Source organism: Aerococcus urinae (genome assembly GCF_001543175.1).
In the GTDB taxonomy this organism is placed as follows: Bacteria; Bacillota; Bacilli; order Lactobacillales; family Aerococcaceae; genus Aerococcus; species Aerococcus urinae.
In genome coordinates this window covers 669,745-684,272 of record NZ_CP014161.1, presented here as the reverse complement: position 1 = coordinate 684,272, position 14,528 = coordinate 669,745, and the positions used below count along the sequence as shown (strand labels likewise).

Below are 14,528 nucleotides of genomic sequence, written 5' to 3'. Positions count from 1 at the left end.
CACGATTAAATATTGATATATCAGCCTTTTTAGCTATTTTCGCACGATTTGCACACGATTATTGACGTAAAAAAACCACCGTTCACATTTGCGGTGGTTAACTAGCTAGATAAGTTTTAGCTTTTTGGTATTTTTTGTATCGCTTTATATCCTGATCGGTCACTTCGGATAGCCTTGTCAAATTCATGTTATCTTTTAGATCAGAAAGCTTCACTTCCCTAGCAATCTTATTTTCCTTAATTTGTTTAATATAATCAAAGTAATCTACTGCCTTATTATGAGTTAATAAACATAGCGCTTCTTTTTGCTCGTCGTCAAGGAAATTAAAGTCTGAAAGATTAAAGCGCCCGCTGTCTTCTAAAACATCGTGAAGCAAGGCCACAATTTTGACTCGTGGATTTTTAACTCCCCTAGATACTCTAAATGGGTGAAAAAAATAAAGGTGACCGCCCTTGTCTTTTTGTCCCCAATGAGCAACAGCGGCAATAATAAGCGCTTTAATATAGCTGATCATAATATTTCTCCTTAGAAATATCTTCGGTATAGATCTCTCCTAAATCAATTTGAGAATAAAAATCATTAAACCTTTCTACACCTTTTTCAATACAAAAAAACATTCCGCCTTCTCGCTTCACGTATTTCTTATAGTCAGGGCAATAATAATATTCTGTTGGGCTTGAGAAGTTTCCCATATTAACCAATCCTTTCAACGTCATGCGCCTGCACTAAATATGGCTAATTTACTCTTGAGGTAGTCCATCCCTCGATTGTCCATGTGATCAACTCCTTGCTTTCATTCCTTTTCATGAAAAAATATGTGCAATAGACGGCTGAAGTCCGGCCGGCCATGGGGTGGGGGAGGTATCCCCCCACCTACTGAGTCAGCCGCTCATAGAATTTTATAAAAAATATTTCTAAAGTTATCACTTATTAATAAATAAAAAAATAATTTATTTTTTATCTTTTTTATTTTAATTATTACTTTACCTTGAAGCTTAGCTAGCATAGGTTCACGCATTGACCTCGCTGCGGTTCAACTCTTAATTAGACTGAACAACTATTTACTTTATTATATCTAAATCTTTATCAGTGTTCCAAGTGATCATTGATTAGATTAATCGATCATAGTTATTAATATTAGCAGCAGCACTTACTTATCTATTACTTTCCTAATCGTCCGCCTATCAGTCAATAGCTTTATGCTTTGCTGTGAATGTAATAGCTAACCTATATCAGTTAGTTATCCTTATCTATACCAACTAACAATCTTTATCTATATCAGCTAGCCATCATAGTAGGCTACTGGGTCTAGGTAATAGAGGCAAACAGGTAGGCAGACTATCAGACCTATAGGCTATTCAAGGTAGTGGGGTAAAGGAAAAGGGGCGGTGTTCCACCAGCCCCATACCTATACTTCTCTTATTATGCTTACCACCAGTTAATAATACTTTAGCGCCATGAAGCTTCGATAAGGCTGTCAGCCATCTGAGCCCATGGGTTACCCTGATAGGGGCTAGGCTCTAAAGACTTCATAGGTGCTTCCGGCTGTGGCCTGCTGTCTAGGGTATCTCTCAGCAATTGAACATCTTCTGCGATCTCCTCGCCTGTTGATCCCTTAACATACTTAGCTATGTTAGGGTTAAGCCCATACTCTGCTAGCGTTTTAATCTTAATACTATTGACCTGCTCTTGGCTTAGGAGGTCTTGGCTTTCAGTTAGTGCCTGCTCATAAGTTGAAAGTTCCTCGGCCTGTTTGGCTATGGTATCTTCAAGGGTGCTGTTGGCTTCCTTGAGCTTTTCCAACTCAGAAACCTCCTCAGCACGAACTTTATATTCTTCCTTAATCTGATCCAAGGAATTATGATATTCCCCTAGGATCTTACCAATAGCCTCCTTATCTAGGCCAAATTGTTTTAGAAATTCTCTGTCCATGGTTGTTATTCACTCCCTGCTTTTTCTTATAATAAAAGTTATCCTTATTCAGCAGCTTCAAGCCCTAGCTCTTTTAGCTCATCGCTGCAACGTTCTTCAATGCTATCAAAGATCCATGCCGCTGATTTTCTAGGGTAATAATTTTCTGAGGGTTTTCGCCAGCTTTCCCCTTTAGCCTTTAAGTAAGCATTACTGCCCCAAGCGCCTAATCTGCCAATATCATAAACTAAAGCATGGATAAGGGTGTCAGCATGGTTGGTTATTTCCTGTGATTGTTCAGCTAATTTTTTAATTTCTAAAAGCGGGGCCTTTAATTGCTTGAATAGTTCATCAAGCCGTGATTCTGCTTCGGTCTTAATTTGATCCTCAAAAGCTTCAAGTTCTTTGCTAGTTGCCACTAAAGGGGCTTCTTTCAGTTCCTCAAGCTTCTTTTCAAGGTATCTAATAGTGACCTCGTTGGCATTAGCTTCTTTCGTTAAAGATAGGGCGGTATCAATATCAGCCTTTTCCTCAGCTTTGGCAAAATTGTTTTTATTTTCAGCATTTTGGGCCTTGAGCTTTTCCAGTTTGCTTTGGTATTCCGTGGTCAGCTTTTTATTTCTTGTGAGTAAGGTATTAAATTTTCTGTCGATTTGTTGCAATGTAGGCATATTTGCTTCCTCTTTTTCTATTATTTTGCTGAATTAATAAGACTTTCGGCCAAGTTAGCATAAGAGTCATTTAGGGCTTGTTCTTCTGTGGTTTTCTCGTTATAAACTAGCCCAGCCTCCTTAAATGCTTTCCGTTGGGCTAAGACCCTGCGATCATGTTCACGGTTAGCCTGTTCTTTGGCTAGGCGATCACTTTCCACTTGCATAGCATCTGCTAAGAATTGGCGGTTCTTTTCTTCCTCCTCTTGCATTTTTTTAATCTTAGCCTTTTGGGCTTCTTTATATTGTTGGTATTCTTTGGCGGCTTCTTCCTCTTTAATTTCCATATAAACGCCTAAGTCAAAAGCACCGGGTTTTCTTAAAATTTCATCTTGAACATCATTCATAATTAATTCTCCTTTTCTTTTTTAATTCCAAGTAATACGATCGGTTTCGTTCTTAAAGCATAATAGCTCACCTCCTTTAAAGGCCTCTGCGAACTGAATTTGAGCCTTTTTTAAGAACCTGTAAAAAGTGGATTCAGAATAGTAATACTCTCTATATATATCAGTATTTTTGAAGTGCTTAATATACTTTTTTTCCAAAATTTTGCCTAGTTCGGGCTCTACTAAATCAATTGCGTTTTCAATTTCTAATACTTTAGCTTTAGCCTCTTCTCTGATCTCTATTAGGTCCTCGGAATAATTACCAGCATTTTTTACATGCTTTTCAGGGGTATATCTATAGTTAGCTACTAAACGGCCTTGGTAGCCGCTAAGTCGTCTTAAACGGTCATAATCGCTTAATATACTATCGGCTTTTTTTGCAGTTTTTTCTTCATCAATTGGCGGAATATAGAACATTACCTAGCCCCTCTCTGATTCAAAATATGCTATAATTGGTATAGCCTACTTGATCTAGTGGGCTTCTGCTAAGGGTTTGCAAGTTCCTTTCTAAACGGGCTTATTATCATTTTTTTGGATAATAAGCTTTTTTTATACCCTGATACTGAAAGGCTGCTTAATTAAAAAATCTCCAATTCTTCATGAGATTATAGGCTGAGCATTCAATTTCGGTGTTTTCCTTAATCTTCCCTAGCTTTTCCTCGCTAATGCCCCCAGCAAGGTAGCGGGTTATGGCATAATACAAGACCATCACATCTAGTTCACTTTGAGCTAAGGCCTTGCTTACTTCATCTTTTGAAGTGCCTTTTAGCAGTTCCACACGGTCATTAATGTAGTTATCGCCAAAGGTCGCTATATGGGATTCTAATTCTCTAAAACTTAACATCTTGGCCACCTCTTTTATAAAATACCTACTTCTTTGAAAAGGTCAGCTGCTGCGGTTGGCATACCTGCTGAATAGGCATACTTCTCAAGTGCTTCTTTAGGTAAATCGCCATTGAGGTAGTCTATTACCGTGCCGGCCAATCCCAACATTTCTATTTCTTGATTTGCCAATAACTTAGCAATAGTGGGACATGGTAAATTAACTAAGCCTGCCACTCGCTTTTCTATGTATTGATCAATCTTTTCTTTTTCGTCCATAAGGTCCTCCTTTATAAAATATCCATGTCTTTCATCATCTGATAAGCTTCCCGGGCCACTCCGTACTTATCATTAATTGCTTTGAGCTGGTCTCTAGTGATTTGCCCTGATAAGTAGCCATTAATTGCCTTAGTAAGCATTGCTGTGTTGTATTCTTGACCTGCCACCATATCAGCTATTAGGTTGATAGGGTATTCCAACACTTGGCTTTGTCTGATTGTTGTAAATTGCTTTTTCTTTTCTGGTGAGTCCATTTATTTCCCCTTAAAATTCAATAATGCCAACTTCTCGCATGAGTTCATAACCTTGTTTGTCGATTCCGTTTTGATCATTGATTAGTTCCAACTGATCCTTGGTAATATCTCCCTCAATGTAATAAATGATCCCTTGCATGGTCATAATCAGATTGAATTCTTGTTCTGCCAACATATAAGCCCCGTCTCCTTGGGGGCGGTTAAGTAATTGCTTCATTCGCTTCTTGATATATTCATCTTTTATTTCTAAAACATCCATTTTTAGGTCTCCTTTTGTCTTTAATCATTGTTAATGATCTATTTAGGGGGTTGTGTCCCCAGTCTTGTCCCGGTTGTTTTTAGGGAAAAATTGCTCCCAAATCCCTTGATAGCAAAGGCTTTAGGCCTATTCCAAAAAAATGTCCCGGTTCTTGCCAACTTGTTATATATATATATATTATTTATTACTATAGTTATACTTAAAAAGAAGCGGGACATAGGGGACATATATGTTAGATTGTTGATATATCGCTGTTTCTAGGGTCCCGCCTCAAGCGGGTCAATACGGGACAAAGCGGGACATTATTCATGCTTGAGAATAATTCTTATTGGATTGCGGCCCTTGGCATAGGGTTGGATTTCCTCTGGCATATTTTCCGATTCAGAAACATTAATTCTCTGTTTGGCCAATTTATACTTATTACCCGTCAACCGTTCCAAGATCTCAATAAACTTAGTCCAAAAGCCATAGGGCAAGGGGCTATAGTTCCCCATCTCCTCTTTATAGACCGTTAAATCATGCTTAATAAAATTGTTTGGCACTTTCCCCAACTCATGATAGCCATTAGGGATATACTCATCATTAATGTATCCCTCTATAAAGTCATTAGCTCGGCGGTACTTAGCGATTTCTTTCTTAACCGATTCTGGCTCGATAAAGTGGGTGAAATCCAACTCAATGGCCTTTTTTAGGACGTATTCTAAAACAGCCTTGTCTTTTAGGTAGACTTCTTTAATATTGGGATCGTTCTTTTCCCCGTTAAAGTCAGCATTAAAGGGGATCAATAGTAACCGTCTGTACCAGCCTGTAGACTTATTGCGGACGTTAGGCATGCCGTTACCGCTAAATAAGCAAAATATTTTAAGGGTAGCCATAAAAATGGGCTTCCTTTTTTCCTCTATCATAATGGGATCTCCGGTGGCTAGACTCATAAGATCTGAGATACTATCGACATATTTATTAGAGATATCATCCCCTATGTTGCAGACTTTCCCTATTAGTGCCTCTTTCCCAAATTGACTGCCAAAATCAGGCGGTTTTAAAGCACTAACATTCTTTTTGCCAATAAGATTGATTAATAGTTGCTGAAACGTTCCTTTACCACTATTCCCATTACCGATTAAAAAACCGATTTTATTCCGTGTATGGTTAGGGTTCAGGGCTTCATTGATAACCTGCCATAGCAAAGTAACGACTTCTTCATCACCACAAGCAATAGCCTTTAGCCACTTATCAAAGTCAAAGCCATTGATAATAGGCTTAGTGGCCAAGGGATTGTAGTTAGTGGCGATTTTGCTGGTAATGGCATACTTAGGGCTAAAGGGTAGTAACTTATGTTCCTTGAGTGAGTAAATGCCATTGTTCACTGGGATTAGGTCACGACTAGAAAAAGGCTCTTTGAGGGGCACTCTGATTCTTAATTGCCGTATAACCTCGATCCAATGCTTATATTTATATTCTTCCAAGCAATTAATTAGCCCGCTCATTTCATTCTGACTTGAAATATAAAGGCCTTGTTCTGGGTCATAATAAGCCAGCATGGCCCTATCCCGGTCATTACCTATCAAAATACAATGGACATGTTGCATAAAAAGTTCTGCCCCTGTTCCCTCATGTAAAAAGGGGGCGCTTTTGTTTTCTTTTTGGTGTTCAGCATGCCATTTAGCCCCTGCGGCCTCGAGTGCTGAACGGATCTCTTCCATGGTTCTGGGGGCTTTTTCCTTAGGGGGATTGGTTAGGTTTCTGGCACGTCTAAGCACTTCATCAAATTCATTAGTCATTTACTGGTTCACCTCGCTTTCGTTCTTCTCGTGATAAAACGCTTTTCATTACACCAACCAATTCTTGATCAGATAGGGGCGGTTGAGTGAAGCGCTGATTCCAATCTTGACAAATAGAAATACAATATTCTGGGCTAACATTGGCCTTTAAAAGCGTTCCAAAGGCCTTAGTGAAAAAGTTATTGCGGCCACCTTGAGAAATTCCGGAATAAACTTCCTGTAATAGCCGGGGCACTTTGCCAATATAGCGGCCGTTCTCATAGGGGCTATAAGTCCTTTTAATTTCAAAATTAGCTTGTTGCTCAGGACGATTTACAGGCACTTTCGCACCACTAAGATGGGTAATTACCTTATAATCACCGTCTAGGCCGTTGTCTACTGGCATACCCATTAGACGGCTAAAGTCGCCACTACTTGGGTCAATGGGTAAACCTAACTTTTCCAAGTGGTCAATAAGCGCCTGAGTTGTCGCTTTACATTCTCGCTTAGTCATAGGCTGGTCAGGCTCTAAAATAACCCTTATTCTGGCATGCTGGGGCTGGCTATTGATCGTTGGATAGATGATATACCTTAGCCCCTCAAGCTCTTTTAAAAGCTTCTGAACGGCTTCTTCATAGTCCAATGGCTCATATTTAAAAGGGCTATTAGGGTCAGCGTTGGCCCTAGGTTCAATGTCTAGGGTAATGAGTGACTTGCTAAGGGTCTGGCTGTCAGAACGCTTTGAGCCTTGGATTTGGCCACTAAAGAAGTAAAGGCAGTCATTTAGTTTGATCTCATCAGAAACCGGCTTGCCACCGTCTGGCTGGGATTGAATGCCCTCTAGGTGTTGGATATTGTTTTGACAAAGATAGGCTAAGGTTTCAAAGTCACTACCATTAGAGGGGCATTCTTTGAGTTGGTTGTTCTTAACTCCTGTTGTTGTGTAGATCATGGCAGCCACCTAGTATTCAATACCTAAGGCCTCTAGGTTACTTTGAACTTCTGCTTCATCATCGCTATTGCATAATAGGCAATAGATAGTTGCTAAAGTATCGCCTTGGCGCATAATCTTTTCTTGAAAATCATTATCAAAGTCTTTTTGGATTCCTTCTAATTCGTGAAAACAGTCTAAATCGTTGGTGCTAGCGTATGAAGCCAAATAAATCAGTTTATCAATAGCTTCTTGCTTTTCGATTAGGTCTATAACGGGATATAGAACATTGGCCAACTGGTCTAAGTGATAAGGGTTTAGGTAGCATAAGTCTTCCGGGGTTCCCTCTGGGGCTGGTCTTAGCCAAAAGAGATTAGCTGTTATGCTAGTAACTGCTCTTTGAATGGCTTTGATTCTGGGATCAGTTTGCGGGTCACCTAAAGCAGGTAGGTTATTTTGGATAATGTCCTTTTGCTTAGAAATATCTTTAATTAACTCGTCTTTTGTTGTTTCCATGGTGATTTCTCCTTTAAAATCCTATTGCGGCGGGTTTTATAGATCTGGTATAATGGACGTATAAAAAGTTACCAAAGTTTCTTTTTAATTCCGGAAAGCTTCCGGTTCATAAAATCGTCCTTAGCGACTTGTGGTTAGCCATGAGCCGCTTTTTTTATTGGTAAGGGTGCGATCTAATGAAGTCGTTTAGCACTTGACGTTCAATATAGATCTTGTTTCCTAGCTTACTGAGGGGCAAGCCTAGTTCTCTGTGCCACTTTTCCGTTACCGTGTTCCGGCTGGTGGAATATAACTGACAGACTTCATCAATCGTGAGCATTTCCCTGTTAATGGCTAAATCTCTCTTGAGGTCTTCGGCCAGTTGGTTCAGATAGGGCTTTAACTGGTCTACAAAGCCTTTTGAAACGGTAGGATCTAATTTAATTTCAATATTACTCATCTTGTTTACCTCCTATACCTTAGACAAGGCTTTCATGGCCACCTGAATAGTATTAGTTTTTGCATTAAGAACAGTCGTGTCATTTTCGGTCATGGCCAATTCTTTTAACAGATAAAAAAGTTCCCAATACTCGGCGGATTGTTCTTGGCTTTTAATCCAAATTGGTTCATCTGCTCTTTTTAAGACCTCTAGGCCGTGCATGGCGCTATCCTTTACCGTAAAATCAATATAGCCTTGGCTCTTTAGGCGGTACATTTTGGGGCGTGCCACCTCAGCGGACGGGTAACCAAATTTGTCGGCCACTTCCTGAAAAGTAACTGTTGAGTGGCTGCCAAAGTAATTAAGCATGGCCTCCCGCCTTGCTGCGGCTTTTTCCCGCTGGTTCATTCCCTCTGTATTCTTAGTTAAATCTGACATAATAAATCGCTCCTATCCCTGTTTTTGGGCATATAAAAAGCCCTCATCAAATCAATGATAAAGGCTTAAGTGTTTTAGCTAGATTAGGCAGCTGCTAGGGTATCTTCCGTGTTAATTCCTTATAAAAGTTCTCACGGCTACCAACTTGGACAATTTCCACCGTCACTATGTCTTCATGGATCGTGTAAGCTATGCGATATTGTGCCTTTTGGTAGTGAATTGGTCGGGTGTAAATGTCCTTCAAGCCGCCTTTTTTCCGATCCCCACAATGGGGGTCTTTGGCTATGACCTGGTAAATTTCCTGACTAATTAACTTGATTAGGCGTTTATCTTTTAACTTATTGAGTTCCCGCTTGGCGCTGTTCCTGAAAAAGATTTTATAATCCAAACTCACGATTAAAATCCTCTTCGGTCATCTGGCTAGATGGCTCGTCCATCAGTTCAGCTAAACGGTCTTCCATGAGACTCTTCCGGTGTTCCATTTCCTTAATGATCGCCTCTCCGTCTGTGTAGCCGTCTTTGATAATGTCCGTTAATAATAAGGCATCAAAATCATCAACAAAGCGGGGGGCGGTGTCCACTCGCTCAAAGAATATTCCGTCTTCTTGCAGGTGGGGCGTAAAGCTAGCCCCCTCAGCTATGTTAAAGGCTTTTGGGATGGTGACCATTAAAGAATTCCCTTGTTTTCTGGCTTTAACTACCATGGCTTTCACTCCTTATTAGTAATTATTTTCGTAATTACATTATAATTAATTTAAGCCCGATAGTCTACACTTAGCCCTTTATATATTTAATTTTCAAAAATCAATGTTTTCGGTATAATGTAAATGGTGTTTTTTTAATGTGCCGGTGGTTAACCATTGGCACTTTTTTTCTAGTCTTCTTCAGCTTCTTTAAGGTCTGCTGGGGCTTCGTCCTCGGACTCTTCTGAGCCACCAAATAACAACTTATCAAGCTCCTTGAGTGAATAATTTGTTTCTATGATAGATTCGTCCAATGTCTCGGCAAGACTTTGTAGTCGAGTCATTTCCTCAGCACACTCAAAAGCGTATTCGGCGATTTCATCTTCTCCCCATTCAGCTAAATCTTCGACATTAAACGCTTTTACGTAAGCTTTTCGCTTGATAATATTAATAAGCGTTTTTGCTTCATCGATTCTTATGCCTGCGGTTGCTAGGGTTGCTTGAACACGTACTTCTTTAATTTCATCTTTAGTCATAATAAATACCTCTTTTACTTTCTTTTTTTAATTATTTTTGTACACTACTATTTAAAATATTTTTGATCTTGGCATTTTCCTCAGTCAGCCGCTCTACAGCCATCATCTGGTGGACAATGCCGGCCACTAGGAAAAGGATGGATATAAATAGGGTGGCAATATCTCCGGTTGAAAAATACATGTCTCTCACCTCCTTGGGCTGTTTATTTGCATAATAAAAACCCTTATCATTAGCAGATAAGGGCATTCACTCCCTTATCTGGGTTAGTCAAATAAGGGTACATGTGGTATAGTATTCATGTACTCTTATTGAGTGCCCCCCTTAGCGGTTCTCTGTCGCCAAACTTGCGAACCTCTAAGGGGTCTTTTTTTATTTGTCAGACTTTAAAACTAATTGAATGCCTTTCCGTATGGCTTCCGTCCTAGTGATATTGTGCTTTTTACAATAAGCAAGTAATTGCTCATTGGTTGCTTCATCAATACGAACTTTAACATCCACATTTAAAGGATTTTTAGCTTTAGGTCTTCCCATCTTGGAACTTTTCAAAGGCTCTCACCTCCTACTAATTGAGTTCCATAAAGTAATAATACTTTATGAGTTCCAACATGTCAATACCCTTATTTATTCAATTTTCAATGATCATTAATTTTATTGTTATTACTCAGGTCTAAGCTGCCAATAAGTTGGCTTTGATTTCTGAGTAAGGCAATTGCTGCCTTAAGCAGATGGTTGCCTGAACCTCTTTTTGGCGGTATAGGTCTAGTTCTTCCGTTGTCATGAGATCAAGGGCCGGCACTTCTTTAGAAGCGCCATGCTGCCCCCTTAATTGTCTGGGGGTCTGCCCTGTGACCACTTGGCAAAGTAATGAGTTGATATTACTGTAGGAATGCTGATTTTTGTATACCCAGCCATTAATGGCTTCATTTAGATGGCCGTGATACAATTTTTCATGGTCACGTTGAAGTCTAAATTCAGCAAGCTCTGCCCTCATAGAATAGAACTCCTTAACCAAAGCCTTTTTAAAAGCTCTAACTGGCTTTGTATTGTCAAGCCAAGTTATAAGCAGCGTGGCTTGAGGTTCGGTTAATCGGTAGTCTTTCGTTGGTCGTCCTCTACCCTCAGTTAATTTATGGATTTCAAATCCAATAATTCCAAACTCTTCTAAATCCTTTTTATAGGTTCTAATTAGTCGGGTAACGGTGTGGTGCTGTACCTCAGCACATTCAGCAATAACACTTGATAATGTGTAAGGTTCGCTGCTTCTATTTTTGATATAGACTAACTGCATGGTGGATTCCCCTTTCTAATTTAAAAATGGATTTCTGCCCCAAATACCTGTATAATAAGCAGGTAATATCTATAAGAAGTGCGGGGCTAGGTGGTATGACCTAATAGGTGCTTACTCCTTGTCTAAGCGCTATGGCGGGCGCTAACTTCTTATGGTTGGGTGAAAACGTTGGGCTATCTGCTCAGCGTTTTTTGTTTTCATTTTCTTCTGCAAGCTCCTTGGCGTGGGATTTAATTTTTTGACTTGCAGACTTTCTAACTAACTATAAATTTACCTTTAAACTTTTGACACTTCATGGCTAAAAAAAATATCATCGATTGTTGCACTTGGAAAAGATTCGTTGAAAATCTTTTTAAGAACAATCTTCTCTTCATCGGTGAATGGGGTTATCCCTTTTTCTTTTTTCCAATATGCTTGTAAAGAAATGTCTAGCGTATTAGCTAAATCAGTTTGAGTTAATCCCATGTATGACCGCATTTGTCTCACTTGAGTCATTCTCAAGACCTCCTTTCTACTTTTGACACCTAAAGAATATCATGGGATAAAAATAATTGCAACCCCAATATTCAACTTTTTACACTTTTGTGATAATATTAGCTTTAGTTAGGAGGAAATGCTTATGACTATAAACAAGCATGAATTAGGTCAGAAAATAAAAAAAATAAGGGTTGATCATAAATTAACCCTTGCTCAATTCGCCGATGAAATAAAAAAGAAAACTGAGGGCGCCTCTAAGACTGGTAAAAGTAATGTATCAAAGTGGGAACGTGGGGAAAATGTCCCTAATGACATTACAATTAAAGCTATAGCGGACATAGGCGGCATAACAGTAGATGAGCTATTACATGGCAATCAAAAAGACCGCTTATATAACCTTTTATGTAGTGCGATAGATGAAAATTCAGAAGTCTATTCTGAAGACCTTTATAATAGAATAATTGAATATTTGGATGTGTACGAAAACCTTACAGATATATTATTTTCTTTGCAAGATCTTGGAAATGACGGGGATTATGAAGAAGAATCAATAAGAAATTTTATTCGCACCAATATAGACAGTTTTATAAAATACAATTTAAATATCGATTTTAATCAACCTGAACAAATAATAGAGTCATTTATTCAATATATTAATATTGTTAGTAGCGAAGTAAGTAAGACATTTAAAGGCGCTGAAACTGTTATTATGAACGCTGTAAACGCTATTGATCCTTACAGCTATACGACTGAAACAGTTGAAGAATATGTTAGGGATCATGACAAAATGGGAATGACCAAAGATCAAGCAATCGAGCAATATTTTATTTTTCAGCTATATGATAATGTTCAAAATACAGTTTTAAAAATACATGAAGAATATTGGACTTATAAAAATAATGAAGAAAATAAAGAGATTTGACTAGAAAATAATATAATTTCATTCTTTTCTGCAAGCTCCTTGGCGTGGGGGGTAAAATTGACTATAGACTTTCTGATTCTGCTATAGGGATAGTGAATTAGAGAGGAAATTAAAGAATGGCAACTTATAGAAAATATACCAATTCAAAAGGGGAGTTCTGGCAAGTTTGGGGCTACCTTGGAATAGATGAACTAACAGGAAAAAAGGTTGAATGCCGTAAAAGAGGTTTTCAATCAAAAAAAGAAGCAGCCGCCTATCTCAAAGAACAAGAGAAAAAGTTCTTGCTAGGCGATTGCTTCAATAAAGAAAAGAAATTCACTTTTAAACAAGTATATCATGAATGGCTAGAAATTTATCAAAATGATGTCCAAGATTCCACATTATCAAAAGCTAAACGGCTCTTTGAAAATAGAATCTTACCTGTCTTTGGGGAGTATTACATAGACAAAATAACTGCCCCTATGATTCAGAATGTCGTCAACCAATGGCATAAGAAATATAAAAAATATCGCTCTGACTATAGTTATTTGAAACGAGTAATAAAATACGCCTATGTTCAGGGATACATTTCCCAATTAGTCACTAATAAAGTCGTTGTTCCTAAGAAGCAAATAACCTATGAATGCGACGAAAAGGCCGATCCCTGCCCTTTCTATACCCGTGACGAGTTACGCCAGCTTATGGCCATTCTTGAACGGCAGAGGAGCAGGAAATGGCATGCATGCATTAGAACGCTAGCCTATACCGGCCTAAGACGTGGGGAAATCCTCGCCTTGACTTGGAACGATATTAATTTCAATGCTAAGACACTAACGGTTGATAAAGCTGTTGGGCAACGTGACGGCAATGAGCTCTATTTAAAAGCTCCTAAGAATGCCAATAGTATAAGGACGATTAGCGTTGACGACAAGACCCTAAATGTTTTGAAGAAATGGCGGGCAGAACAGGGACAACTATTATTAAAAATGGGCTTCAACCTAGGTAAAGATCAGCTTATTTTCAATAACACTAAGACAAATGGCTTTCTCAACCTAACGTCTATCTATAACGCCTTTAAACGTATCTGCGAACAGAATGATTTTAGATTCATTAAGATCCATGGTTTTAGGCATACTCATTGTTCATTACTCTTTGAGGCCGGTGTCCCTATGAAAGATGTGATGAACCGCCTTGGCCACGGGGATATTCAAACCACCATGAACATATATACCCATGTCACGGAACAATCTGAAAGAAAAAGCGCTCAGCTTTTCGCAAATTATGTTAATTTTTAACTGTAGTCGCAAAATATTGCGCAAAGTGGAAAGTATAAACAAATCATATAGGGTTAAAACGCTGGTAAATCAATGTTTATAGAAGATAGAAGCGAAACAAGGGTGGAATCCCACCTTCTCCGTAGACAAATTTCTAGTGATTCTCAGTAGTTCCTAATTGTTGTTAAATCAACGTTTCTAAGGGTTTCGATTTCCTAATAATTTCTACTAATTGCCAACTTTTACCCCAAAATATATAACTTTTCTGTAACTTTTTTATTTCACAAACTATTGCCAGTCAACGTGTTAGCATCCTTCGGGGTGCTTTTTTTCTATATTTTATTGCTGGTTTTGACCTGTATTAAAAAATACTTTTAAAATAAGTCGCGACTACTTAAAAACAGTCAAATCAAAAATAAATCGTACAAATAGCGTACGAGTCTTTACTTCTCCGCTAAGGGGTTTATAGAAAAGAATGAATGAGCGGTCATAAGAATCGCCTTTTTTATTGCGCTTATTTAGCACTTTCCCGCCCTCTTTCAATAAAATCATAAATTTTCAACTTTTACTTTGCGATACCATATAAGCATATCCTAATAACGATACTGCGTTTTTACATAACATTAACAACATGAATAACTTAAAAAATAATATTATTTTTCATAAGGTGAATATATGACTGAT

Annotated in this window: 24 protein-coding genes; 2 read left to right on the top strand and 22 right to left on the bottom strand. The window is 38.5% G+C overall.

Going from position 1 to position 14,528, the window contains the following annotated elements:
• Positions 1 to 97: 97 nt before the first annotated feature.
• The 22 genes from AWM73_RS03090 to AWM73_RS02990 form a co-directional block, all read right to left on the bottom strand.
• Complete coding sequence (locus AWM73_RS03090; protein ID WP_060778043.1) at positions 98 to 514, bottom strand: GTP pyrophosphokinase; 417 nt, start codon at positions 512 to 514, stop codon at positions 98 to 100.
• Entirely contained in the window at positions 498 to 692 is a 195-nt protein-coding gene (locus AWM73_RS03085) for a hypothetical protein (RefSeq protein WP_060778042.1), read from the bottom strand. Before AWM73_RS03085 ends, AWM73_RS03090 begins: the two co-directional genes overlap by 17 nt.
• 757 nt (positions 693 to 1,449) lie before the next feature.
• On the bottom strand, positions 1,450 to 1,932 hold the full coding sequence (locus tag AWM73_RS03080) for a hypothetical protein (protein ID WP_060778041.1): 483 nt from the start codon (positions 1,930 to 1,932) through the stop codon (positions 1,450 to 1,452).
• A 44-nt stretch (positions 1,933 to 1,976) separates the two neighbouring features.
• Complete coding sequence (locus tag AWM73_RS03075; RefSeq protein WP_060778040.1) at positions 1,977 to 2,582, bottom strand: hypothetical protein; 606 nt, start codon at positions 2,580 to 2,582, stop codon at positions 1,977 to 1,979.
• A 20-nt stretch (positions 2,583 to 2,602) separates the two neighbouring features.
• A complete protein-coding gene (locus tag AWM73_RS03070; RefSeq protein ID WP_060778039.1) occupies positions 2,603 to 2,968 on the bottom strand; it encodes a hypothetical protein in 366 nt (121 codons plus the stop codon).
• 21 nt (positions 2,969 to 2,989) lie between these two features.
• Positions 2,990 to 3,424, bottom strand: coding sequence for an ArpU family phage packaging/lysis transcriptional regulator (locus tag AWM73_RS03065; protein ID WP_060778038.1), 435 nt, complete (start codon positions 3,422 to 3,424; stop codon positions 2,990 to 2,992).
• Positions 3,425 to 3,581: 157 nt separating this feature from the next.
• Positions 3,582 to 3,851 (bottom strand): hypothetical protein, encoded by a 270-nt coding sequence (locus AWM73_RS03060; RefSeq protein ID WP_060778037.1) that lies wholly within the window; start codon positions 3,849 to 3,851, stop codon positions 3,582 to 3,584.
• A 14-nt stretch (positions 3,852 to 3,865) separates the two neighbouring features.
• Entirely contained in the window at positions 3,866 to 4,108 is a 243-nt protein-coding gene (locus AWM73_RS03055) for a hypothetical protein (RefSeq protein ID WP_060778036.1), read from the bottom strand.
• 11 nt (positions 4,109 to 4,119) lie between these two features.
• Positions 4,120 to 4,362, bottom strand: coding sequence for a hypothetical protein (locus AWM73_RS03050; RefSeq protein WP_060778035.1), 243 nt, complete (start codon positions 4,360 to 4,362; stop codon positions 4,120 to 4,122).
• A 10-nt stretch (positions 4,363 to 4,372) separates the two neighbouring features.
• The gene (locus AWM73_RS03045) at positions 4,373 to 4,621 is read right to left on the bottom strand and encodes a hypothetical protein (RefSeq protein WP_060778034.1); all 249 of its coding nucleotides are present in this window, start codon (positions 4,619 to 4,621) and stop codon (positions 4,373 to 4,375) included.
• A gap of 302 nt (positions 4,622 to 4,923) precedes the next feature.
• The gene (locus AWM73_RS03040; protein WP_060778033.1) at positions 4,924 to 6,402 is read right to left on the bottom strand and encodes a DNA primase family protein; all 1,479 of its coding nucleotides are present in this window, start codon (positions 6,400 to 6,402) and stop codon (positions 4,924 to 4,926) included.
• Complete coding sequence (locus AWM73_RS03035) at positions 6,395 to 7,333, bottom strand: primase alpha helix C-terminal domain-containing protein (protein WP_060778032.1); 939 nt, start codon at positions 7,331 to 7,333, stop codon at positions 6,395 to 6,397. Before AWM73_RS03035 ends, AWM73_RS03040 begins: the two co-directional genes overlap by 8 nt.
• Before the next feature lie 9 nt (positions 7,334 to 7,342).
• Positions 7,343 to 7,828 (bottom strand): hypothetical protein, encoded by a 486-nt coding sequence (locus AWM73_RS03030; protein WP_060778031.1) that lies wholly within the window; start codon positions 7,826 to 7,828, stop codon positions 7,343 to 7,345.
• A 154-nt stretch (positions 7,829 to 7,982) separates the two neighbouring features.
• Positions 7,983 to 8,267 carry a helix-turn-helix domain-containing protein gene (locus AWM73_RS03025; protein WP_060778030.1) on the bottom strand — a complete coding sequence of 95 codons (285 nt, stop codon included), beginning with the start codon at positions 8,265 to 8,267 and terminating at the stop codon, positions 7,983 to 7,985.
• A 12-nt stretch (positions 8,268 to 8,279) separates the two neighbouring features.
• A complete protein-coding gene (locus tag AWM73_RS03020) occupies positions 8,280 to 8,684 on the bottom strand; it encodes a hypothetical protein (RefSeq protein WP_060778029.1) in 405 nt (134 codons plus the stop codon).
• A gap of 94 nt (positions 8,685 to 8,778) precedes the next feature.
• The gene (locus tag AWM73_RS03015) at positions 8,779 to 9,078 is read right to left on the bottom strand and encodes a type II toxin-antitoxin system RelE/ParE family toxin (RefSeq protein ID WP_060778028.1); all 300 of its coding nucleotides are present in this window, start codon (positions 9,076 to 9,078) and stop codon (positions 8,779 to 8,781) included.
• Positions 9,062 to 9,388 (bottom strand): AbrB/MazE/SpoVT family DNA-binding domain-containing protein, encoded by a 327-nt coding sequence (locus AWM73_RS03010; protein WP_060778027.1) that lies wholly within the window; start codon positions 9,386 to 9,388, stop codon positions 9,062 to 9,064. Before AWM73_RS03010 ends, AWM73_RS03015 begins: the two co-directional genes overlap by 17 nt.
• A 170-nt stretch (positions 9,389 to 9,558) precedes the next feature.
• On the bottom strand, positions 9,559 to 9,903 hold the full coding sequence (locus AWM73_RS03005; RefSeq protein ID WP_060778026.1) for a hypothetical protein: 345 nt from the start codon (positions 9,901 to 9,903) through the stop codon (positions 9,559 to 9,561).
• A gap of 31 nt (positions 9,904 to 9,934) precedes the next feature.
• Positions 9,935 to 10,084 carry a hypothetical protein gene (locus AWM73_RS09055; RefSeq protein WP_156417363.1) on the bottom strand — a complete coding sequence of 50 codons (150 nt, stop codon included), beginning with the start codon at positions 10,082 to 10,084 and terminating at the stop codon, positions 9,935 to 9,937.
• Between the two features lie 189 nt (positions 10,085 to 10,273).
• Positions 10,274 to 10,450: a CopG family transcriptional regulator gene (locus tag AWM73_RS03000; RefSeq protein ID WP_230080685.1), complete on the bottom strand. Its 177-nt coding sequence runs from the start codon at positions 10,448 to 10,450 to the stop codon at positions 10,274 to 10,276.
• A gap of 121 nt (positions 10,451 to 10,571) precedes the next feature.
• On the bottom strand, positions 10,572 to 11,192 hold the full coding sequence (locus tag AWM73_RS02995; protein WP_060778025.1) for a Rha family transcriptional regulator: 621 nt from the start codon (positions 11,190 to 11,192) through the stop codon (positions 10,572 to 10,574).
• Positions 11,193 to 11,468: 276 nt separating this feature from the next.
• The gene (locus AWM73_RS02990; RefSeq protein WP_060778024.1) at positions 11,469 to 11,687 is read right to left on the bottom strand and encodes a helix-turn-helix transcriptional regulator; all 219 of its coding nucleotides are present in this window, start codon (positions 11,685 to 11,687) and stop codon (positions 11,469 to 11,471) included.
• A 124-nt stretch (positions 11,688 to 11,811) separates the two neighbouring features.
• On the opposite strand from AWM73_RS02990, the gene AWM73_RS02985 reads away from it, so the two are divergent.
• Positions 11,812 to 12,591: a helix-turn-helix domain-containing protein gene (locus AWM73_RS02985; protein ID WP_060778023.1), complete on the top strand. Its 780-nt coding sequence runs from the start codon at positions 11,812 to 11,814 to the stop codon at positions 12,589 to 12,591.
• 116 nt (positions 12,592 to 12,707) lie between these two features.
• The gene (locus tag AWM73_RS02980; protein ID WP_060778022.1) at positions 12,708 to 13,865 is read left to right on the top strand and encodes a tyrosine-type recombinase/integrase; all 1,158 of its coding nucleotides are present in this window, start codon (positions 12,708 to 12,710) and stop codon (positions 13,863 to 13,865) included.
• Positions 13,866 to 14,528 lie beyond the last annotated feature (663 nt).